Here is a 20,421-nt window from a genome sequence, read left to right as displayed (position 1 = left end):
AGAGCCGCAACGCGGCCAGGGGGCAGAGCCCCCTCTTCTTCGCGTTCCTTGCGGGGCGCAGGGCCCCCTTTTCCCCGCGCGCCAAGGGCGCTACACCGTCAAAGACAGCACGAGGGGAACACCATGGCCGATGACGGTATCAACAGCTACATGACCGGCCCGGACGAGCGCGGCCGTTTCGGCATCCATGGCGGGCGTTTCGTCTCGGAAACGCTGATGCCGCTGATCCTCGATCTCGAAGCCGAATATGACCGCGCCAGGACCGACCAGAGCTTCTGGGACGAGATGGCCGATCTGTGGAAATATTATGTCGGCCGCCCGAGCCCGCTTTATTACGCGCCGCGCCTGACCGAACATCTCGGCGGCGCGAAAATCTATCTCAAGCGCGAAGAGCTGAACCATACCGGCTCGCATAAGATCAACAATGTGCTGGGCCAGATCCTGCTGGCGCGGCGCATGGGCAAGAAACGCATCATCGCCGAGACCGGCGCCGGCCAGCATGGCGTGGCGACCGCGACCGTCTGCGCGCGGTTCGGTCTGAAATGCGTGGTCTATATGGGCGCCCATGATGTCGAACGCCAGGCGCCGAACGTCTTTCGCATGCGGCTTCTGGGGGCCGAGGTCGTCCCGGTCACCTCGGGTCGCGGCACGCTGAAAGACGCGATGAATGACGCGCTCAGGGACTGGGTCACCAATGTGCGCGACACGTTCTATTGCATCGGCACCGTTGCCGGCCCGCATCCCTATCCGGCCATGGTGCGCGATTTCCAGTCGATCATCGGCAAAGAAACCCGCGAACAGCTCGTGGAACAGGAAGGCGAAGGCCGCCTGCCCGACACTGTCATTGCCGCAATCGGAGGCGGCTCGAATGCCATGGGCCTCTTCCACCCCTTCCTCGATGATCCATCGGTGAAGATCATCGGCGTCGAAGCCGGCGGCAAGGGCGTGGATGAGCGGATGCAGCATTGCGCCAGCCTGACCGGCGGCCGCCCCGGCGTGCTGCATGGCAACCGCACCTATCTGTTGCAGGATGAGGACGGCCAGATCCTCGAAGGCTTCTCGATCTCAGCGGGCCTCGATTATCCCGGTATCGGACCGGAACATTCCTGGCTCCACGATGTCGGTCGCGCTGAATATGTCTCGGTGACCGATGACGAGGCGCTCGCGGCGTTCCAGCTCCTGTGCCAGACCGAAGGCATCATCCCGGCGCTCGAGCCCAGCCACGCCCTTGCCTATGTGACGAAATACGCGCCTGGCCTGCCGAAGGACCATATCATCGTGGTCAATCTTTCGGGGCGCGGCGACAAAGACATCTTCACCGTCGCCCGCCATCTCGGTGTCGAGATCAAGGGGTGAGGCGCGCGCTGTCGCTTGCCATTCTGCTGTCGCTGCCGCTCCCGGTGGCGGCGGCCAGTTTCGATTGTACCCTCGCAAGGCTCAGCCCGAATGAGCGGGCGATTTGCGACAATCGTGACCTGAACGACGCCGATGTGGAAATGGCGACGCTGTTGAAATTCCTGACCGGGCTTTTTGCCATGGGCTATCGGGGCGAGATCCTCGATGATCAGGCGGCCTGGTTGCAGGAGCGTATGGGGTGTGAGGCCGATCTCGCCTGTATCCGTGCCGCTTATGCCAGACGCATCGGGACGTTGCAGGCGATCTATGACGGGATCGACCGACCGCTCTGACCGCGCGCTCTATTTCAGTTTCGGGATACCGCCATAGTCCTGCAGCCCGAGGCTGAGCCCCCTCCCGATCCGATGCGCGAGTGCCGACCAGGCGCGGGCGGTTTCCTGGGGCAGGCGCCGGGCGAGCACCTCGTCAAAAAGCTTCAGCCAGGGGCTGAACATGCCGGCGCGGACATTGCCGGCTGCTTTATGGACGGCCATCGGATTGCCGTCATAGCCGCGCTCCATCAGGATCGCATTGCGCCAGAAGGCGACGATCTTTTCCTCATGCTCCGGCCAGTCTTTCACATGCGCAGCGAAGACCGGTCCAAGCACGGGATGCGCCCGGACCTCCCGGTAGAAGTCATGAACCACGCCGCGCAGCTCAATGTCGGAAACAGGAAAGCGGGCGAGGGTCATAGAGCAGGCTTTCGGGCTGAAATGTTCGATAAGTGAAAGCGACTAGGCTTCCCCATCACTCGCATACAGCTTCAGAACCTCCAGCGGAACCAGGTCGAGTGTCGCATGATGCGTCGCCTTGAGGCGCAGCTTCGGCGCCGCGCCCTCGTCATGCGCCTGGGCAAAGCGGCTGGCACAAAGGCACCATTGATCCCCCGGCTTCAGGCCCTGAAAGCCGAATTCTGGCCGGGGTGTCGAGAGGTCATTGCCGAGATATTTCGAGAAGGCGAGGAACTCTGCCGTCATCTCAGCGCAGACCGTGTGCCGCCCCTGATCGCCCGGCCCGGAATTGCAGCAGCCATCGCGGAAGAAACCGGTGAGCGGGCGGGTCGAGCAGACCTCCAGCGGGCCGCCCAGCACATTGATCGACGGGTATTTCATCACATGCTCCCTTTCGCGGCCCAGCCTGCTGAAAGCGCCCGGCCCGGTCAAGGGGAGGCAGGTCAGGGCCAGCGTTTCGAGGCCAGAGGCGGTACGAGATGCCCAGCCACCAGCCGCGTCAATATCTGCGGCATTGGTGGCACCAGCGAGATCCGGGCCAGAAACAGATCCCGGATCTGTGGCAGAACCCGGCTGTCCGACTGATAGGCCGGGGTCAGGAACAGGCTGAACAACTGGTAGATCCGCACATGCCAGCGCCGCATTCTGGCATAGGCCGCGGGCGCCTCATCGATATCACCGCGCAGCGCCTCGCGTAGCGCCAGAGCATCAAGCAGCGCCATATTCGCGCCCTGGCCAAGCTGCGGGCTGGCGCGATGTGCACTGTCACCGATAAAGACCAGCCCCGGCGCATAAGGCCGGTCCAGCGTGCCATGGCTGTACAGTGCTGTCGTCATCTTGCCGGTATGATCCAGGCCAGCAAGGAAGGGCTGCATCACGGGCCAGAAGGCGCTGGCCTCGGCCTTCCAGGCCTGGAAACGTGCTTCATCCCAGCCCGCCAGATCCGCGCGCGGCATCGACCAGAAGACGGCGGCGCGGGCGCCCGCCTCGCCGGGCAGGCGGCCGATGGGCATCAGGCCGGCCATGCGGCTTGCGCGAAAGTAACGCTGGCGCAGCTGATCCTGGCCCTGATCAGATCCTTCGGGCCAGGGGACATGCGTCCAGATCGCGCCATAGCCAAGCTCCCGCGCCTTTAAAGGCGACAGCGCCGAACCCGCGCCGGAGGCATCGATCACCAGGTCAAAACCGCCGATCTCGCCATTGTCCGAGACCAGTACCCGCCGGCCCTGGCGCAGCGGTGCCTCTCGCACCGTCTCGCCGCTGATCAGTGTGACCGGGGATGCCTGCATCGCCTGCCAGAGCACATGAAAAAGGCTTGCGCGATGCATCGCACAGGCGGGGTCTGCGGCCGGGTAATGCACATCAAGCGCGATGCGGCTGCGGGTGGCGCCTGCAAGACGGTTGACCGACCAGCCCCGCATCCGCCGGAGCGGCGCCCCGAGCGCGCGGGCTGCATCGCCCTGGCCCAGCTCGTCCAGCACGGCCAGGCCCACTGGCTGCACCACCAGCCCCGAGCCCAGCGGGCGCGGCGTCGCAAACCGCTCGACCAGCGTGACCCGGTGGCCGTCGCGCGCAAGCAGGCTTGCCGCCGCCAGCCCGCCCATGCCGGCACCCACCACGGCGATCTCAAGCGTTTTTGCCGTGCTTTTCCCCGCCATCTTCCTCACCCTGGCACTGGACCCGACCCCGGCCCGCGACTATAAGCCGACCCCATGTCGTATTCTTTTGCGATCCTCGCCCGGACCCCGGGTGTCCGAATTAGCGGCCCGGCGCGCTGAACACCAGCACGCCGGGAGATTTCGCGCGGACCATTCCTGCTGCGTGACGCGCAGGCAAGGGGGCGCCCCAATGCCAACATTCCAGAGGACCGCATCGATGTGCGCCGAAACCACCGCTGAAACGGGTGTCGACTACCGCGACACCGTATTTCTTCCCGAGACCGATTTCCCGATGCGCGGCGACCTGCCGAACCGCGAGCCCGAATGGCTGGCCCGCTGGGCGCGGCTTGAGGTCTATAACCGCCTGCGTGCGAAGCCGGGCCGCCCGTCTTTCGTGCTGCATGACGGCCCGCCCTATGCCAACGGCCATCTTCATATCGGCCACGCGCTGAACAAGACGATTAAAGACATCATCACGCGTTCGCATCAGATGATGGGCCATGACGCGCGCTATGTGCCGGGCTGGGATTGCCACGGTCTGCCGATCGAATGGAAAATCGAAGAGCAATACCGCGCCAAAGGGCTGAATAAGGACGATGTGAGCACCGTCGATTTCCGCCAGGAATGCCGCCGCTTTGCCGAGGGCTGGGTTGATATCCAGCGCGAGGAATTCAAGCGGCTGGGTGTCTACGGGAACTGGGAAGACCCATATCTCACAATGGCTTACCATGCCGAGGCGGTGATCGCCCAGGATTTCATGAAGCTGTTGATGAACGGCTCGCTCTATCAGGGGTCGAAGCCCGTCATGTGGTCGCCGGTCGAGAAGACCGCCCTGGCCGAGGCCGAGATCGAATATCACGACCATACGAGCCACACGGTCTGGGTGCGGTTCCGCCCTGCATCCGCGGCAAGCTTCCCGGAGCTGGATGGCTGCATCAATACCGGGCTGCTGAATGCCTCGGTGGTGATCTGGACCACCACGCCCTGGACCATCCCGCAAAACCGCGCGGTCGCTTACGGGCCAGAGATCGCTTACGGTCTGTACCGTGTCGATGCCGCAGATGAGAAATCGACGGCCGTGGTCGGAGAGACCCTGGTGCTGGCCGATGCGCTGGCCGAAGGCGTTAAGGCTGCGGCAAAGGTCGAGGCCTGGACCCGTCTGCGCGATGTGAAAGCATCGGAATTCGAAGGCGTGATCCTGCGCCACCCCTATCACGGGGTTGAGGGCGCGAATGGCGAATGGGATTATGACGTTCCCATGCTGCCGGGCGACCATGTCACCGATGATGCGGGCACCGGCTTTGTCCATACCGCGCCGAGCCATGGCGATGACGACTATCAGATGGGCGTCAGGTTCAGGCTGCCGATGACCTATAATGTCACCGAAGACAGCTCGTATCGCGCCGATCTGCCGCTGTTCGGCGGCCAGCACATCATCCTTGCCGATGGCAAGGAAGGCCCGGCCAATGTCTCGAATATCAAGCAGATGGCCTATGCGGGTGCGCTGCTGGCTAAGGGCAAGGTCAAGCACAGCTATCCCCATAGCTGGCGCTCGAAAGCGCCGGTGATCTTCCGCAACACGCCGCAATGGTTCGCCGCCATCGACGAAAAGCTGGATGACGGCTTTGGCGAGTTCGGCGATACGATCCGCAAACGCGCCCTGACCTCGATCGAGGATCTGGTGGAATTCACCCCGGTTTCCGGCAAGAACCGCCTGCATTCGATGATCGAGCACCGCCCCGACTGGGTGCTGTCGCGTCAGCGCGCCTGGGGTGTGCCGCTGACCTGCTTTACCAAAAAAGGCGCGAAACCGACCGACCCGGATTTCCTGTTGCGCAATGAAACGGTCAACAGCCGCATCTCTGACGCCTTTGAAAAAGACGGCGCCGATGTCTGGTATGTGGAAGGCTTCAAGGAAAAAGTGCTCGAAGGCGTGGTTAATCCGGCGGATTATGACCAGGTCTTTGATGTGCTCGATGTCTGGTTCGATTCCGGTTCGACCCATGCTTTCGTGCTGCGTGACCGCGCCGACGGCACCGATGACGGCATCGCCGATGTCTATATGGAAGGCACCGACCAGCATCGCGGCTGGTTCCATTCGTCTTTGTTGCAGGCTTCGGCCACGCGCGGCCGCGCGCCCTACCGCAATGTGGTGACGCATGGTTTCACGCTGGATGAGAAGGGCATGAAAATGTCCAAATCCATCGGCAACACGGTCGCGCCGCAAGAGATCATCGCCGAATATGGCGCCGATATCCTGCGGCTCTGGGTGGCGCAGACCGATTACACGCTGGATCAGCGGATCGGGCCGAAGATCATCAAAGGCACCGCCGACAGCTATCGCCGGCTGAGGAATACTTTGCGTTTCATGCTGGGCGCATTGTCCGGCTTCCAGGAGGCCGAGCGCCTCGACGCGGCGGAAATGCCCGAGCTGGAGCAATGGGTGCTGCACCGCCTCGCGGAACTCGATGCCGAAGTGCGGCGCGAATACCGTGCCTTCAATTTTGCGGGCGTGTTCCAGACGCTGTTCAACTTTGCGACGGTCGATCTCTCGGCCTTCTATTTCGACATCCGCAAGGATGCGCTTTATTGCGATGCGCCCGACAGTCTCCGCCGCCGGGCCGCGCGCACGGTGCTGGATCTGTTGTTCCAGCGCCTGACGACCTGGCTCGCACCGATCCTGCCCTTCACGATGGAAGATGTCTGGCTCTCGCGCCATCCGGGCGAGGAGAGCTCGGTTCATCTTGAGGATTTCTGCGAGACACCGGCAGGCTGGAAAAACGAGACCCTCGCCGCGAAATGGGACGGGATCCGCGCCGCCCGCCGCGTCGTGACCGGCGCGCTGGAGGTGGAGCGTACCGCCAAGGTGATCGGCGCCAGCCTTGAGGCGAAGCCGGTGGTCCATGTGGCGGATACGGCGATGCTGGCCGCGCTGAATTCGGTCGCCTTCGCCGATATCTGCATCACCAGCGGCATCCGCGTGACCGATGCCGCCGCGCCGGATGGGGCTTTCACCCTGGCCGATGCACCGGCGGTGAAAGTGGTCTTCGCCCCGGCGGAAGGCGCGAAATGCCAGCGCTGCTGGCAGATCCTGCCCGATGTCGGCGGCCACAAGCACCCCGAGACCTGCGCGCGCTGTAACAGCGTCCTGGGCTGAGGGACGTCCTGAGAACCAAAAGGGTCGCATCGCAGGATGCGGCCCTTATCTGTTTCGGGCGCCCCCCTGCGCGGCGGGAATGGTCAGTAAGCGGTCCGGCCGGGCATCGGCAGGGTGACGCCCGCCCCGTGCCAGATGCGCTCCTGTCGTTTGGCCTCATTGCGGCCGGAGCTGTGGATGTTGCCGGGGCCCGTCGCCTCAACCGTTGCAGCGGCGTCCTTGCTTAAGTCTTTCTGATGCGGGGCGCGCCGGAACGCGGATCACGTGCGCGGCAAAGACCAACGGGGAAACCTCCCAAGGCGGAGGCCGCCGCTTCTTGGATCATGCTGCGGCTAAAGTGAGCTGACGGTAGGGGCGACGCCTGTGCCATGGGGGCGGCTGCGATGGTCATGACCGATTCCGCTGATACCCTGAAGAGCAGCCCGCAGCCTACCTATTGTTCCAACTGGCAGACTGCGCGATCTCGGCCGGCAGGAAGAAGACGACATGGAATTACCGGAGCCGTAACAGGCCCTGCGTGCGAGCCTCTGGCTTTTGCGGCTCGGTGCGCAATTGCATGTAGCGCTTCATCTCCTCTCGTCCGCCGGTCATCCGGAAGAAGAACCGCAGCGCCACAATGAGAGTGTTGAAAGTTGACGGGGTGATTTCTGTGGCGAAAGCGGCGCGAAGAGGACCACAGAGCGGGTTTTCCGTGACCTGACGCCTTTGGTCGCGGGATTACCTTAGTTTGTTCCGATTTCGGCCCGGTTCAGGGTGTCTGTGAACGGATCGGTTCCACAGCTAGAGGGGCAAGGCCCATGAATATGCAGGTCAGCGATATTGCCGGGCGTCAGTCTCTCGACCTTTCGCGGCTGTTCTTTGGCGATGTGCTGCTGGTTGGGCTCGCCCTGATTGCCGGACAGCAGTCGCCCCGGATGCGCGTGGTGTCCGTCACCGACCGCCAGCCGATGCGCGCGCGGGAAAGCTTCAGCGCCGAATATCAGGAAGTGCCTTCCAGGCCGCAGCAAAGACGCAGCACGCAAAAGGTGAAGGGCGAGATTTTCGGCGATGATGTCACCTTTAAGATGGCCACCGGACCGTCGCGGCTGTTCAAAGTGCCATTGCCGGATGCAAGGAAGGCCGGTGCCCAGGCCATCCGCATGCATCTGCCGCAGCTGATTGCGCTGTTTTACCGCGACCAGGCCGAGGGGCTGCGCGATTCGCTTTTCACGCTGACTGCAAAGCGCGGCTTTCTCGCCATGTCGCCAGAGATCGAATTTCAGGTCGGAGAGGATCTGTTCCGGATTGACCGAAATCGGGCCACCGTGACCCGTGCGGGCGAGACAATGATCGACCTCAGCCGGGAAGAGCTGCGCGAAAAGGCGGCAGAAGCCGGCTACCTCTGACCCGCAACCTTTGCCCGCAGAGCCAGGGGGAATGTAAAAAAGACGCCAGCGGCGATCGCTGGCGTCCAGGTTTCGTCACCGACAGGAGACGATCAGAAAACTGGTGGTCAAAGCTCAGGCGGCGCGCTTCGCGCCAAGCCAGAGCGGCAACAGAACCTGCGCATTGGCGGTGCCGGTATCGGGCTCCAGACCCTCATGCATGGCCATCAGATCGCCACGGGTCAGGCCGATATCGTCCAGCAGCCGGTCATCCGCGCGATTAAGCAGGAACGCGGTAGAGCGGCGCATCTGCATCTGCGATTTCAGGCGGGTGAACATTTTAGCCTCCTTGGAATTACCTCATCTGTATCGCTCCGGTTTTGACATTTCACAAACGAATAGATTTAATGGGTTTCATGAGTTTCATTTATAGGTCTGGCGATGTCACATCCCCATCTTGAAAGCGATCTGATGCGTGGCTTTCTCGCCGTGGCCGAGGCCGGCTCGGTGACGCTCGCGGCTTCACGGCTGGGCCGGACGCAATCGGCGGTCAGCCTGTTGATCCGGCGGCTGGAGGAAAATCTTGGCCAGCCTTTGTTCCAGCGGCTTGCGCGCGGCGTCAGCCTGACGGCGCGCGGCGAGCAGCTCTTGCCCTATGCGCAGCGCGTGGTCGCACTCTTGGATGAGGCGACGCTGGCATTGCGGGAAAAACCACTGACCGGGCCGGTCCGGGTGGGTTTTCCGGATGAATATTCCGGCACCATCCTGCCGCGCGCGCTTGCCGCCTTTGACGAACGCCATGAGGGGCTGCAGGTCTCGGTCCTGTGCGACCATTCCGAAAAACAGCTGGAAGCGCTGGAGGAAGACCGGCTGGACATCGCGGTGATCCATGACACCAGTTATTTCCAGGAAGGCGAGCTTCTGGCCATCGACCCGACGGTCTGGGTGACCTCGATGACCCATATGCAGCATCTCAGAAGCCCGTTGCCGGTCTCGGTCTATATCGAAAGCTCCTGGTGTCGCGAATTTGCCGAAGCGGCGCTGAACCACCAGGGGCTGCGCTGGCGGCGGGCCTGGTATTGCGATGTGGCCAGCGGCATGCGCAATGCGGTGACGAATGGCATGGCGATCTCGCCGCTGTCGCGGTCGACGATCCCCGTCGGATGCCGCGAACTGACGGTGGAAGAGGGCTTTCCGGCGATTGATTCGGCGCGGGTGCTGCTGCGGCGCAATCCGCGAGGCGGCTCGGCGGCGATCGAAGGCATGGCGGCGGTCCTGCGCGAGGCGTTCCGGCCCCTCGCCATGGCGCGGGCCCCGGGCACCGAAGAAAAGATCGCGCCCGAGCGCAGCGTGCTGGCACCTCGCTGCTGATCCACGCCGTCCTCCGGATCGGGCAGGGCGCGGCGCTTGGCAGCGGGGGGCCGACATGCCAGTCTCGCATGTGAAGGAGACCCTCTGATGCGAAAGATCCTGTTTCCGCTGCTGCTGGCGACGGCCAGCCCGGTCTTCTCCCAGGCGGCGCTGCCTGAGGATGCCATCGCCATTGCGGCTTTTTCAGCGACCTTTGCCGAAGAATGCACCGGGGCGTTTTCCGAAGATGGCCGGCTGCTCAAGCCCCCGAAGCGGTTCGAGGTCGAAAGCCCCGGCAGCTGGGGCGATCCGATCCCGATGGTGGTCTGGGAGTTTCAATGCGAAATCTACGCCTATAATACCTCGCAGGTCTTCATGATCTCCTCCGATCAGGGCGGAGCGATTCCGGTGGGCCTGACCCGGCCAACGCTGAAGATCGAATATGACGAGAAGGCCGCGGCGCCCGGTGAGGCGGATAGCGTGGTGAGCCTTTTGGAAATCAATGGCTGGAGTGCGGATCTGCTGGCGATCAATGCCGGGTTCGATCCTGAAACGCTGCAGATTTCGGCCCATAGCTTCTGGCGCGGGATCGGGGATGCCTCGGATAGCGGGGTCTGGCGGCTGCAGGATGCCGCCTTCCGGCTGGTGCGCTATGAGGTGGATGCCAGCTATGATGGCAAGGGCAATCCCGTCACCCTGGTGAATTTCGAATGACGAATTTCTGCCTCACCCCCTTTGGTCCCGTCTCATTGCGCGATGATGGCCAGCAGATCACCGCATTGGTCTGGGGGGAGGGCGAGGCCGGGGACAGCCCGCTGCAACGAGAGGGGCTCGCACAGCTCGCGGCCTGGTTCGAGCGCCGGCTGGTGCAGTTTGACCTGCCGCTCGACTGGGGCAGGGGGCTGCATGAAAAGGTCCGCCGCGCGATGGCGGCGATCCCTCAGGGCGAGACCCGCAGCTATGGCGAGATCGCGAAGCTGACAGGCGCGCCCGCCCAGGCTGTGGGCCAGGCCTGCGGTGCCAATCCGATCCCGATCATCATTCCCTGCCACCGGGTGCTGGGTGCAAAGACGCTGGGAGGCTTTTCTGCCCCCGGCGGTGTCGAGACCAAAGTGGCGCTCTTGCGGTTCGAGGGGGCGGCAGGGCTTCTGATATGAGCGCGCTTGCCGCCGCCGCCGCCGCGTGCCAGAGATCGGCGTAACGGAACTGTAACGGTTTTTCATCGTGACCTTTGGCGTCTTTCTCGCTGTCATGGCAGCGGCCTTCCTCCATGCGCTGTGGAATGCGCTGATCAAGCTTGGCACTTCCAAGATAGGTGCAATGGTGGTTCTGTCGGTGATGGAAGTGCCGATCGGCCTTGGCGTCGCCTATTTCATGGGGCCGATCAATCCGGCGGCAATCCCCTGGGTGATCGCGGCTGGGATCACGCATTTCGCCTATAAGTACTTTCTCAGCTATGCCTATGAGCGCGGTGATCTGAGCCGCGTCTACCCGATTGCGCGCGGGGCGGCGCCTATGCTGGTGACGGTGGCGGGGATATTCCTGCTGACCGATGTGATGAGTTCGCGCCAGTATCTCGCCATTGCCGTGCTGGCGGCCGGGATCCTGATGATGGCGCGGGGCGTGTTTTCGAGCGACGAGAACCGCAAGCTGGTGCCCTTTGCACTTGGCTCGGCCCTGGCGACCGCCTGCTATACGCTGATCGACGGCCAGGGTGCGCGGATCTCGGGTAATGCCGTGTCCTATATCGCCTGGGTTTTCGTGGCGGATGGGCTGATCTTCTCGCTGGGGATGCTGGCCATGCGCGGTCGCAAAGTGGTGCCGATGGGCTTTCAGGCCTGGAAGATGGGCACGATCGGCGCCGCCGCGAGCTTTGGCGCCTATGCGATTGCGGTCTGGGCCATGACCATTGCCCCCATCGCGCTGGTGGCGGCGCTGCGCGAAACCTCGATCCTGTTCGCGGTGCTGATCGGCTGGCTGGTCTTTGGCGAGAGGATGAGCCGGGAAAAGGCTGCGGCGGCGCTTGTTATTGTTGCCGGGGTGATCCTGACAAGGGTGTAACAGAGAGGGGGCCAGCCCCCTCAGCCCCTGCGGGGCCTCACCCCCGGGATATTTGAAGACAGAAAATGAAGCAGTTCGGTGAGGTCATTTTCTGTCTTTAAATATCCCCGCCGGAGGCTTCCACGGCCTGCCCGGCAGAACCCGGCTTATCTGACGCGCCGGATCCCTTCCGGAATGATCTGCTGCAGGATACCCGCAAGGGCGAGATAGAGCGAGGTCACGATCAGCCCCCAATGGGCGAGGCTGCCTTCAGCGAAATCCATCCAGGCGGCCCAGGCGGCAAAGACGATCCAGGCGACCGAGACCGGCAGCGAGACATTGCGCCAGCGTTTGGTCCGGGTCGGGTGGATGAATTTCAGATTGGTGAACATGGTCACCGTCAGCGCGATCACGAGAGCCAGGATCACCCCTTGCGAGGGCGCGACCGCAAACAGCACCAGCACAACCATGTTCCAGCAGGCCGGAAAGCCCGCGAAGCTTTTGTCGCGGGTTTTCATCCTTGTATCGGCGAAATAGACCACCGAGCCGAAGACGATCACGATGATCGCGATCCAGCCCGTCCAGCCGGTCAGCAGCCCTGATTTGAACAGGGCATAGGCCGGAATGAACACATAGGTCAGATAATCGACGATCAGATCCATCAGCACGCCATCATAGGTCGGCCAGTTTTTCTGCACATCGAATTTGCGCGCCAGCGGCCCGTCGATCCCGTCGACAATCAGCGCGACGACGAGCCAGAGGAACATCAGGCTCCATTTTGCCTCGACCGCAGCCAGCATCGCCAGCATTGACAGCACCGCACCAGAGGCGGTCAGCAGATGAACGGAAAGGGCTTTATAGCGGTCTGACATCACAAACTCATGAAGCAATAGCACCGAAAATGCAATCTCCTGCGGGTCAGGAAACCCCCCGTTGCGGAGAAGAATGCGCACGGGGATGCGCGGCTGCATAGACATCCATCAGTCGCGCGGCGTCAACCGCCGTATAGGCTTCGGTGGTCGAAAGCGAGGCATGACCCAGCAATTCCTGGATCGAACGCAGGTCTCCACCCGCCGAAAGGAGGTGAGTGGCGAAGCTGTGGCGCATCGCATGGGGGGTGGCGGTTGCGGGCAGGCCAAGCTGCAGCCGCGTCTGTTCCATCGCTTTCTGGATCAGCCTCGGGTTCAGTGCACCACCGCGGGCTCCCCGGAAAAGCGCGTCAGCCCCGGTGATCTGAAAGGGACAGAGCCGGACATATTCTGCCACCGTTGCCCGCGCTGCCGGCAGCACCGGCACCAGCCGCGTCTTGCCGCCCTTGCCCGTGATCCTCAGCATATCGGGCAGCGGCTGATCGGCACCGGTCAGCGACAGCGCCTCGGAAATCCTCAGGCCGCAGCCGTAAAGCAGCGTCACCACCGCCATATCGCGCGCCTGCTGCCAGTCCGTCCGTGCCTGTAACGAGACGGTTTCGATCATCCCGAGCGCCTGGGTCTCGCTGAGCGGTCTTGGCAGGCGGCGGCGGAATTTCGGGCTCCGCGCCGAGAGGATCACGGTGGCCTCGCCGAGACCCTCCTGGCGTTCGGTCAGCCAGCGCGCGAAGCTGCGCACCGAAGACAGCGCCCGCGCCAGTGACCGCGCCGACAGCCCGCGCTTGCGCTCATGTGCCATCCAGGCCCTCAGGTCGGACTGGCTCATGCCGGCAATTGTCGCCGGACCGGCCGGCTCGCCATGATGCGCGGCGAGAAAACCCATCCAGTTCACCACATCATGGCGATAGGCGATAATCGTGTGATTGGAGGCATTGCCCAGTGCCGAAAGCCCGGCCAGCCAGTCGCTCAGCGCCGCCCGCATCTGTGGCGTCAGCGCGGCGAGATCGCTCATGACAGGAACCGGCGCATGGAGCGCTCAAAAACCCCCGCGAAGAAGGCCAGGAGATCGGTGCCCTGGGTCGGGCGGAACTGATGCGGGTCTTCCGCGCCAAGCGCCAGCATGCCGGGCAGCCGGCCTGGACCGAAATCGAGCTGCAAAAGCGCTTCGGAGCGGATAAAGTCATGGCCGCCATAGATGCGGTCACACGTGGCCTGGACCTGGGCCGCCACGGGGCGCAGGGTGACGCTGCGCGAGGCGGTCTTGCGGCCGGCAGCGAGATATCCGGCGCTGAAGCCGGGATCGGCGATCATCAGCACATTGCCCAGCCGCGACAGGGCGGAGTCCCCGGTCTCATCGCCGCCGCCCGCACTTTCCAGCACCAGCCGCACCCGGTCGACGCGTAACGTTGCCGCGACCTCCCCCGAGAGGCCAGCCAGAAACCCGGCGAAATCCGGCGGGTCGAGCATCTGCAAAATGGCGCGGTGGATCTGATTGGTGCCGGCAAGGTTTTCATACGCGGCGGAAATCACCGAGCGATGGGTATCTTCCAGCCGCTCCAGCCTTGTCTCCAGCCGCTGCATGGCGATGCCGCGCAGGTCAATGACATTGGAGCCCATCGCCCGCTCATTCGCCGCCACCAGGGCATTCATGAGGTCGCGGTCATCCAGCAGGTTTTCCGGCTCCGCAAGAATGCGGTCGCGCAAGTCAGGTTCGATCATTGAAAGCTGCTCGGTGTTTTTTTCGTTGTTCGGGGGCAAATATAGCAAAAAAGGGAAAGCCTGAGGAAGTATTTCCTTTCGCCCCGGCGCAAACCGCCGCGCGCGTGGCATATCTGCCTCCGGCACTCCCCCTGGAAGCAGTGGGGCAGCGCCCCTTCGCAAGGCTACAAGAAGCTCTGCGGGTCGATGTCTATGGCGAGGCGAATGCCCTTCGGCTGCCGGGTCTGTCTGAGCCAGGCCGCAATCGCGTTTTGCAGTGCCGCGCTTTTCGGGGCGCGGATCAGCAGGCGGACGCGGTGGCGACCACGGACGCGGGCGATGGGGGCCGGTGCCGGGCCGAGCACTTCGCCCCCTGCCTGGCGGATTGGCCCGTCGGCACGGGCAAGATCGGCGCCGAAATCAAACAGCGGTTGCAGATCGGGGCCGGAGAGGATGATGCCGGCAAAGCGACCGAAGGGGGGGGCGCTTGCCTGGCGGCGCTCATCGGCCTCGGCCCGCCAGAAGGCTTCTTCGTCACCGCCCAGAATGGCGCGGATCACCGGATGTTCGGGCTGGTGGGTCTGCAACCAAGCCTCGCCCGGTTTCTCGGCGCGCCCCGCACGCCCGGCAACCTGGCGCATCAGCTGGAAGGTGCGTTCGGCCGCGCGCAGATCGGAGCCTTGCAGCCCGAGATCGGCGTCGATCACCCCAACAAGCGTCAGATGCGGGAAATTGTGCCCCTTTGCCACGATCTGGGTGCCGATGATGATATCGGCGCCGCCCGCCGCGATTTCCTCGATCTGTGCCTTCAGGGCCCGGGCCGAGCCGAAGAGATCCGACGACAGCACCGCCACCCGTGCTTCGGGGAAGCGCGCAATGACCTCTTCGGCCAGCCGCTCGACACCCGGGCCGATCGCTGCCATCCGGCCTTCGACCCCGCAGGAGGGGCAGCTTTCCGGCACCGGTTTCGTCGCGCCGCATTGATGACAGACGAGACGTTTGAGGAAACGGTGTTCGACCATCCGCGCGTCACAATGGTCGCAGCCGACCTGCTGGCCACAGGCGCGGCACAGCGTCACCGGCGCGAATCCCCGCCGGTTGATAAATAAAAGCGACTGCTCACCCGCCTTGACCCGCGCTTCGACGCCCTTCGCCAGAGCCTCTGACATCCAGCGATCCGCAGGCAGTTTTTCGCTTCGCATGTCGATGGCGCGCATCGCGGGCATCTCTGCCGCCCCGAAGCGCGAGGTCAGATCCAGCCGCAGGTAGCGGCCCTGATCGGCATTGACCCAGCTTTCGAGCGAGGGTGTCGCCGAGGCCAGCACCACCGGGCAATGGGTGATCGAGGCCCTGAGCACCGCCATGTCGCGGGCATTATAAAGCGCGCCCTCTTCCTGTTTGTAAGAACTGTCATGTTCTTCATCGACCACGATCAGCGCCAGATCCTGGAAGGGCAGGAACAGGGCCGAGCGCGCGCCCACCACCAGCCCGACATCGCCGGTGCCGGCCATTTTCCACAGGCGGCGGCGCTCGGTCTGCGTCACGCCGGAATGCCATTCGCCGGGGCGGGCGCCGAAACGGGCCTCGACGCGCGCCAGAAAATCGGCGGTCAGGGCAATCTCCGGCAGAAGAACCAGCGCCTGGCGGCCCTGGCGCAAGGCCTCGGCCACGGCTTCGAGATAGACTTCGGTTTTGCCGGAGCCGGTGACGCCTTTCAGCAGGACCGGCCGGAAATCGCCCTTGCCGACCATCTCGCGCAGCACTTCGCCGGCCGCGATCTGGTCGCCCGAAAGCCGCCCGGGCCGAAGCGCATCCAGCCTGGGATAGGGCAGGTCGCGTGGTGCCTCTTCCTCGGAAATCACCCCGAGCTTTACCAGCCCCTTGACGACCGAGGCCGAGACCGAGGCGGCTTCGGCCAGCTCGCCTGGCAGAACTGAGGCGCCGCCGAACTGGCGCAAAGCCTCGATCACGCGGTGGCGCGCATCGGTCAGCTGGTTCGGTACCGGCCCGGTCAGCCGCAACACCTTGCGCATCGAGGGCGGGTCCGTCAGCCCCGGCGCGCGCGTCGCAAGTCTGAGCATCGAGGGCAGCCAGGTCATGGTGTAATCGGCAGAGCGCGTCAGGAACTGGCGCAGCTCGGCCCGCATTGGCGGCACGTCGAGCACCTGCCGGATATCGCGCAGCTTCGCGCGGTCGAAATCGCCAAGCCCCGGCCCCCAGACCACACCCAGCACCCGGCGCGGCCCAGCGGCACCTCGACGAAATCGCCGGTGCCGCAGCCGCCCTCCGGCGCGCGGTAATCCAGAAACGGCCCGAGCGGCTCGGTGGTCAGCACCGTCACCGTATCGCCCGCCTCGAAAACCCGTTCTGCCATCATTTCCGTTAGCGCTCACATTTCCGGGGCCGGACCCTCTTTCGTCCCAGGCCACTTTGCGGTAATAGCTCTCCCGACCCCCTTTCTCCACCCACCTGGCCGCCCAATGGGAGCATGACGCCATGAAATTCTTTGTCGATACCGCTGATGTGGATGCCATCCGTGAGCTGAACGATTTCGGGATGGTGGATGGTGTGACCACCAACCCGTCGATCATCCTGAAATCCGGACGTGACATCCTGGAAGTCACCAAAGAGATCTGCTCGATCGTCGCGGGCCCGGTTTCGGCCGAGGTCGTCGCCGAGAAGGCCGATGACATGATCGCCGAAGGCCGCAAACTGGCCGAGATTGCCTCGAACATCACTGTCAAAGTGCCGCTGACCTGGGACGGTCTGAAAGCCTGTAAAGTGCTGACGGATGAGGGCAGGATGGTCAATGTGACGCTGTGCTTCTCGGCCAACCAGGCGCTGCTGGCGGCGAAAGCCGGTGCGACCTTCATCTCGCCCTTCGTTGGCCGTCTGGATGATATCAACCTCGACGGGCTGGATCTGATCCAGGATATCCGCACCATCTATGACAATTACGGGTTTGAGACGCAGATCCTCGCGGCCTCGGTCCGCACCGTGAACCACGCGAAAGACTGCGCGCTGATCGGGGCTGACGTGATCACCGCGCCGCCTTCGGTGATCAAGGCGATGGCGAACCATGTCCTGACCGATAAGGGGCTGGAGCAGTTCGCGAAAGACTGGGCCAAAACCGGCCAGAAAATCCTCTGATCATGCTCTCGGGCCGCGCCGGGGGCTTTGCCGCCCCGGCGCGCCTCTCCGACATCTGCCGGTTGTTTCAGGCCCGTCTTCCGGTCGTTTATGCGTCACCGATGGGCCGCGAGGGCCCGGGCGGATTACCTATCCGCCTTGTCCTGCGCGTGGTCTTTTGTGATGCTTTCCGGCGCAGCGCACTATTTCCTCTCATTTTTTTATCCGACCCAGGCGCGGAGCAGGGCCGATTTTGCCCGGTCTGCTCGTTTGGAACTGGCGCAGGATGTGGCTGATGCCGTGTTCCGCCTCGCGGACGAGGCCGCGCTCGGCGCGTTCCCATCCAAGGTCAAAAGTGACAGGCCCCATGGCCCCAGGGCGCCGCAAAGGCCAGATTGCCCGCGTCTGCGTGGGGTCGCCGCAGTCTCGGACCATTTCCCGGACGGGCGACACGGTCAGAACGGCCAACCTGGGACAGGCCCGCCCTGAAAAAAAGCGAGTCCCGGGCGGCAGGCATTCCAGGCCGCGCGTGATCCTGAACTGCAAAAAACGCGACAGGCTGACCGTACGAGGAAACCAGGCGGGAAGAGTTTGAAAAACATCTATGCTGATCCCGGCGGGCCCAAAGGCCTATCTTACAGGATCAATCCCATAACGCATTGTTATGATTGATGGTGGGCGACCCTGGAATCGAACCAGGCATGAGTCTCCTCGGCGGAGTTACAGTCCGCTGCCGCACCTTGCAGCACGTCGCCCACAGTGCGGGCTTACTAGATTCTCCGTTCTGCCCCGTCAATGCCCTATCACCGCTTTTGTGACGATCTTTCGTGTGATCGGCTCAGGACCTGGCACATGATCCGCTTTTGCCTTGCGCTTTTCGCTGGATTCGGCCTTTTGTCCCCGGAAATCTGTGATGCGTGATCTGGAGCCAGACGGGGATAATGCGATGAAAAAACCAGCCTGGGTGGTCGATAAGGAACGCGCGAAGCGGGCAGAGGCGAAAGAGACCGTCTGGCTCTTCGGGCTGCATGCCGTTCGCGACGCGCTGTTGAACCCAAAGCGCGAGAAACTGCGTCTCGTGGTGACCAAGAACGCATTCGACAAGCTGGAGGATGCGATCCTCGCTTCGGGGCTTGAGCCGGAGCTGGTTGATACGCGGGCCTTCGACGTGCCGATTGATCCGGGTTCTGTGCATCAGGGCGCTGCGATGGAGGTGAAGCCGCTCAACTGGGGCAGCCTTGAGGAGGTCGCGGTCTCGGGTGAAGGCGCGCCGCTCGTGGTGCTGCTGGACCGGGTCACCGATCCGCATAATGCCGGTGCGGTGTTGCGTTCGGCCGAGGTTTTCGGGGCGCGTGCCGTGATCGCGCCGCGCCATCATTCCGCGCCGGAGACCGGGGCGCTGGCAAAAACCGCCTCTGGTTCGCTGGAGCGGCAGCCCTATCTCAGAGTCACCAATCTTGCCGATGCGATGAATGAGCTGCGCGATATGGGCTTTTTGCTGATCGGCCTTGCCGGCGAGGCGGATCTGACGCTGTCGGATGCGCTGAGCCAGGCCGGAACGCGGCCGGTCGGGCTGGTGATGGGCGCCGAGGGGCCCGGACTGCGCGAGAAAACCCGCGAGACCTGCGATCTGATCGCGCGTATTCCGGCGGCGGGCGGTTTCGGCAGTCTCAATGTCTCGAATGCGGCGGCGGTGGCGCTTTACGCGGCCACGATCCGTTAAGGGAGGGGCAACTGCGGCGGGGGCGTTTGATCACAAAGATGCGAACGCCCCTTTAATTCAGCAGTAATGTTTCTAAGTCACAGTCATGAGGCACGGGATCTGGAACCCCCGTACCTTGTTTGCACTGTCCCTCGTTCCGCACCTGGCGCCCGCGCGATCTGCGCAGGGCGCCTTTTTCTTTCCGCCGCATTCTCTGCACCGTCCCGGACCGCGGGCGCGTCTTTTTCCGGGCCGGAATGGCCGCGCGACAGGCAGAAGTGTTGTCCTGGCTTGCTTCCAGGTGGCGCTGCGACGCGGCGGACATAAAATTACCTAAACTATCCAAATGTGATTGCATTATTGCGTGATGAATTTTAAACCTCCTGACAACGGCCCGCTGATTCTGCGGCGCGGCACGAAATCAGGAGTTCGCCCATGGCACTGGACAGGCAGGCACCGATCATGACCTATGATGCCCCCAAGAAAGATCTCTACGAGATTGGCGAGATGCCGCCGCTCGGCCATGTACCGGCGCAGATGTATGCCTGGGCGATCCGCCGCGAACGTCATGGCGCGCCCGAAAGCGCGATGCAGCTTGAGGTGGTCGACACCTGGAAGCTCGACAGCAATGAGGTGCTGGTGCTCGTCATGGCGGCGGGCGTCAATTACAACGGCGTCTGGGCCGGTCTCGGCGTGCCGATCTCGCCGTTTGACGTGCATATTCAACCCTATCACATCGCGGGCTCGGATGCCTCGGGTATCGTCTGGGCGGTGGGCGACAAGGTGAAACGCTGGAAGGTCGGCGATGAGGTTGTGATCCATTGCAACCAGGATGATGGCGACGACGAGGAATGCAACGGCGGCGACCCGATGTTCTCGCCGACCCAGCGGATCTGGGGCTATGAGACCCATGACGGCTCATTCTCGCAATTCACCAAGGTTCAGGCGCAGCAGCTGATGGAGCGCCCGAAACACCTGACCTGGGAGGAATCCGCCTGCTATACGCTGACGCTGGCGACCGCCTACCGGATGCTCTTTGGTCACGCGCCGCATGACCTGAAACCGGGGCAGAATGTGCTGGTCTGGGGGGCGAGCGGTGGCCTCGGATCTTATGCGATCCAGCTGGCAAATACCGCGGGCGCCAATGCGATCGGCGTGATCTCGGATGAAAGCAAGCGCGATTTCGTCATGTCGCTGGGCGCGAAAGGCGTGATCAACCGCAATGAGTTCAAATGCTGGGGGCAACTGCCGACGGTGAACTCGGACGAGTATAATGTCTGGCTGAAAGAGGCGCGGAAATTCGGCAAAGCGATCTGGGACATTTTCGG

Annotated in this window: 18 protein-coding genes, 1 tRNA gene and 2 pseudogenes; 11 read left to right on the top strand and 10 right to left on the bottom strand. The window is 63.3% G+C overall.

The annotated features are described in order from the left end of the window. The first annotated feature begins 123 nt into the window (after positions 1–123). A complete protein-coding gene (gene trpB / locus QNO18_RS00105) occupies positions 124–1,356 on the top strand; it encodes a tryptophan synthase subunit beta (protein ID WP_283176039.1) in 1,233 nt (410 codons plus the stop codon). Continuing rightward, positions 1,353–1,688 (top strand): hypothetical protein, encoded by a 336-nt coding sequence (locus QNO18_RS00100; RefSeq protein ID WP_283176038.1) that lies wholly within the window; start codon positions 1,353–1,355, stop codon positions 1,686–1,688. Before trpB ends, QNO18_RS00100 begins: the two co-directional genes overlap by 4 nt. Positions 1,689–1,697: 9 nt before the next feature. On the opposite strand, the gene QNO18_RS00095 is transcribed toward QNO18_RS00100, so the two are convergent. The 3 genes from QNO18_RS00095 to QNO18_RS00085 form a co-directional block, all read right to left on the bottom strand. After that, positions 1,698–2,087, bottom strand: coding sequence for a group III truncated hemoglobin (locus QNO18_RS00095; RefSeq protein ID WP_283176037.1), 390 nt, complete (start codon positions 2,085–2,087; stop codon positions 1,698–1,700). Between the two features lie 42 nt (positions 2,088–2,129). Next, positions 2,130–2,507 carry a DUF2237 domain-containing protein gene (locus tag QNO18_RS00090; RefSeq protein ID WP_283176036.1) on the bottom strand — a complete coding sequence of 126 codons (378 nt, stop codon included), beginning with the start codon at positions 2,505–2,507 and terminating at the stop codon, positions 2,130–2,132. 62 nt (positions 2,508–2,569) lie between these two features. After that, positions 2,570–3,784 carry an NAD(P)/FAD-dependent oxidoreductase gene (locus tag QNO18_RS00085; RefSeq protein ID WP_283176035.1) on the bottom strand — a complete coding sequence of 405 codons (1,215 nt, stop codon included), beginning with the start codon at positions 3,782–3,784 and terminating at the stop codon, positions 2,570–2,572. A 217-nt stretch (positions 3,785–4,001) separates the two neighbouring features. Between QNO18_RS00085 and ileS the strand changes: the two genes are divergently transcribed. Continuing rightward, positions 4,002–6,941 carry an isoleucine--tRNA ligase gene (gene ileS / locus QNO18_RS00080; protein WP_283176034.1) on the top strand — a complete coding sequence of 980 codons (2,940 nt, stop codon included), beginning with the start codon at positions 4,002–4,004 and terminating at the stop codon, positions 6,939–6,941. Positions 6,942–7,472: 531 nt separating this feature from the next. On the opposite strand, the pseudogene QNO18_RS00075 reads toward ileS, so the two are convergent. After that, positions 7,473–7,586: pseudogene (locus tag QNO18_RS00075) on the bottom strand (integrase); the annotation flags it as partial. Positions 7,587–7,738: 152 nt separating this feature from the next. Between QNO18_RS00075 and QNO18_RS00070 the strand changes: the two are divergent. Beyond that, positions 7,739–8,326: a hypothetical protein gene (locus QNO18_RS00070; RefSeq protein ID WP_283176033.1), complete on the top strand. Its 588-nt coding sequence runs from the start codon at positions 7,739–7,741 to the stop codon at positions 8,324–8,326. Positions 8,327–8,440: 114 nt separating this feature from the next. On the opposite strand, the gene QNO18_RS00065 is transcribed toward QNO18_RS00070, so the two are convergent. Further along, complete coding sequence (locus tag QNO18_RS00065; RefSeq protein ID WP_283176032.1) at positions 8,441–8,644, bottom strand: DUF1127 domain-containing protein; 204 nt, start codon at positions 8,642–8,644, stop codon at positions 8,441–8,443. A 102-nt stretch (positions 8,645–8,746) separates the two neighbouring features. Between QNO18_RS00065 and QNO18_RS00060 the strand changes: the two genes are divergently transcribed. From QNO18_RS00060 to QNO18_RS00045, 4 genes are all read left to right on the top strand, one after another. Then, the gene (locus QNO18_RS00060) at positions 8,747–9,676 is read left to right on the top strand and encodes a LysR family transcriptional regulator (RefSeq protein WP_283176031.1); all 930 of its coding nucleotides are present in this window, start codon (positions 8,747–8,749) and stop codon (positions 9,674–9,676) included. 87 nt (positions 9,677–9,763) lie between these two features. Continuing rightward, entirely contained in the window at positions 9,764–10,369 is a 606-nt protein-coding gene (locus QNO18_RS00055) for a hypothetical protein (protein WP_283176030.1), read from the top strand. After that, a complete protein-coding gene (locus QNO18_RS00050) occupies positions 10,366–10,812 on the top strand; it encodes a methylated-DNA--[protein]-cysteine S-methyltransferase (protein WP_283176029.1) in 447 nt (148 codons plus the stop codon). The genes QNO18_RS00055 and QNO18_RS00050 overlap by 4 nt, the downstream gene beginning before the upstream one ends. A gap of 67 nt (positions 10,813–10,879) precedes the next feature. Continuing rightward, the gene (locus QNO18_RS00045; protein WP_283176028.1) at positions 10,880–11,716 is read left to right on the top strand and encodes a DMT family transporter; all 837 of its coding nucleotides are present in this window, start codon (positions 10,880–10,882) and stop codon (positions 11,714–11,716) included. 146 nt (positions 11,717–11,862) lie between these two features. Here QNO18_RS00045 and QNO18_RS00040 read toward each other — a convergent pair whose 3' ends face one another. From QNO18_RS00040 to QNO18_RS00025, 4 genes and pseudogenes are all read right to left on the bottom strand, one after another. Next, positions 11,863–12,567 (bottom strand): CDP-alcohol phosphatidyltransferase family protein, encoded by a 705-nt coding sequence (locus tag QNO18_RS00040; protein WP_171909531.1) that lies wholly within the window; start codon positions 12,565–12,567, stop codon positions 11,863–11,865. Between the two features lie 46 nt (positions 12,568–12,613). Further along, a complete protein-coding gene (locus QNO18_RS00035; protein WP_283176027.1) occupies positions 12,614–13,576 on the bottom strand; it encodes a tyrosine recombinase XerC in 963 nt (320 codons plus the stop codon). Beyond that, complete coding sequence (locus QNO18_RS00030) at positions 13,573–14,283, bottom strand: DUF484 family protein (RefSeq protein WP_283176026.1); 711 nt, start codon at positions 14,281–14,283, stop codon at positions 13,573–13,575. Before QNO18_RS00030 ends, QNO18_RS00035 begins: the two co-directional genes overlap by 4 nt. A gap of 164 nt (positions 14,284–14,447) precedes the next feature. Further along, positions 14,448–16,639 (bottom strand): annotated as a pseudogene (locus QNO18_RS00025) (primosomal protein N'). A gap of 119 nt (positions 16,640–16,758) precedes the next feature. Here QNO18_RS00025 and fsa point away from each other — a divergent pair. After that, positions 16,759–17,412 carry a fructose-6-phosphate aldolase gene (gene fsa / locus QNO18_RS00020; RefSeq protein WP_092899093.1) on the top strand — a complete coding sequence of 218 codons (654 nt, stop codon included), beginning with the start codon at positions 16,759–16,761 and terminating at the stop codon, positions 17,410–17,412. Between the two features lie 651 nt (positions 17,413–18,063). Here fsa and QNO18_RS00015 read toward each other — a convergent pair. Further along, a tRNA-Tyr gene (locus QNO18_RS00015) sits at positions 18,064–18,147 on the bottom strand. Between the two features lie 190 nt (positions 18,148–18,337). On the opposite strand from QNO18_RS00015, the gene rlmB reads away from it, so the two are divergent. Further along, a complete protein-coding gene (gene rlmB, locus QNO18_RS00010; RefSeq protein ID WP_198837665.1) occupies positions 18,338–19,114 on the top strand; it encodes a 23S rRNA (guanosine(2251)-2'-O)-methyltransferase RlmB in 777 nt (258 codons plus the stop codon). Positions 19,115–19,528: 414 nt separating this feature from the next. Then, a partial coding sequence (ccrA, locus tag QNO18_RS00005) for a crotonyl-CoA carboxylase/reductase (protein ID WP_283176025.1) occupies positions 19,529–20,421 on the top strand: 893 nt, incomplete at its 3' end.

Source organism: Gemmobacter sp. 24YEA27 (assembly GCF_030052995.1).
In the GTDB taxonomy this organism is placed as follows: domain Bacteria; phylum Pseudomonadota; class Alphaproteobacteria; order Rhodobacterales; family Rhodobacteraceae; genus Pseudogemmobacter.
This window is presented reverse-complemented; position numbering and strand designations above follow the sequence as displayed.